Origin of the sequence: Geofilum rubicundum JCM 15548 (assembly GCF_000974365.1) — a bacterium.
Lineage (GTDB): Bacteria > Bacteroidota > Bacteroidia > Bacteroidales > Marinilabiliaceae > Geofilum > Geofilum rubicundum.
In genome coordinates this window covers 1-1,407 of the sequence record NZ_BAZW01000149.1, presented here as the reverse complement: position 1 = coordinate 1,407, position 1,407 = coordinate 1, and the positions used below count along the sequence as shown (strand labels likewise).

The 1,407-nt window shown below is 38.6% G+C and carries 1 protein-coding gene; it reads right to left on the bottom strand.

Annotated features, from left to right (window positions below):
* Positions 1–95: 95 nt before the first annotated feature.
* A complete protein-coding gene (locus tag JCM15548_RS20455; protein WP_062129073.1) occupies positions 96–1,313 on the bottom strand; it encodes an IS4 family transposase in 1,218 nt (405 codons plus the stop codon).
* Between the last annotated feature and the right edge of the window lie 94 nt (positions 1,314–1,407).

Genomic DNA, 1,407 nt, shown 5'->3' with positions numbered 1-1,407 from the left:
TCATTGTTGTCCGGTAAACCGGAATATTAATAAAATTCTTAACCTAACTGCCATATAATCAGTTGCGGTTTGTCATTTTTTCAAAAGTAAGCCCCCTATATTTCGGGGAATAGCGAATTTTGATATTTCAATTTGTTTTCTTTTATTATTTCCCGCCAACTTCCTTCGGGATCTTCGAGAAAAGCATAGATGTTTATGTAATTCATCAACTGTTGGCGGATTATTGATACCAGGTTAGAAAATGCCCAGCTACGTTTTACCTGACATTTCACAAGGGTTATCAATAGGTTGGCAAGCATAGCTATCCATATTTGGATTTCGATGGCATTCTCGTTATCTCCAAGGAAATACTTCAATGGGAAGTTTTGCTTTAGCTGCTTGAACAGGAGCTCTATTTGCCACCGCTTTTTGTAAATTAGGGCAATCTTTTCAGCCGAAAGTTCAAAATTATTGGTTAGAAACTCGAAAAGTCTCTGATTTTTATTATCCCAGTATGCTATTCGTCTTGCACGATGATTTTCCTTTTTATTCTCACCATAATACAGGATAATTTCTTCATCTTTCAGGACCCCTGAATCTGCATTGTCTGGTATTTCATATTCTTCTTTGGCCCGATAGAGGGCATTATCTTTTAAACGAGTGACATACCAGATTCTTTTTTGTGTAAAAGCCTCATACTGGCCATAATCAACGTAGCCCTTATCGAAAGTAATTATCGAACCAGGAGCCAAGTTGTGAACGTCATCTAAAAACATATGGTCATGCCGGACTGCTTCGCTATACCGTATAAGACAAGGCACATTCTCGCTGGCTTTAATTATAGTGTGCGCCTTTATCCCTCCTTTTTTCTTGCCTTCTTTGGGATTACGGCCAACGCCCTTTAATATGTCCTTAAATAACGTTATGGTGGTGGAATCCATAACATACAAGCGCTTTAATTCCTCATCTGTAAGCCGGCTGTCCGTTAAAACTTTTGAATATTTACGATAGGTACTCATATAAATATCGCCAAACACTTTACTGCTCCGTCTGCCATTGGCCTCCGAAAATGTGCTTCGACGAACCAAGTAGGATAACCCCAAATGAGAAAGCTTATGGGCGTTAGCCAATAGACCTAAAATGGTTTCCCTAATTGAATGAAAACCTTCAATGGACACAAAAAGCATTACTACAACGTGATGATACGTGGTGAACTTTTTCACATACCGCTCAGAACCATGTTGTTTCGCTATTTTCTTAATCTCACTTTTGTCAATGAACTTTAACAGCTGATTAAAGATAGGCTGTCCGCTAAAATTTGTACTTTTACCCATGTCTTGCTTTTTTGTGTGGTAACTCAAAAGTAGACATTCCGGGTGGTACTTTAAAATGTGCTGCCCGGTCTAATTTTTTAACCGGACACTAGTG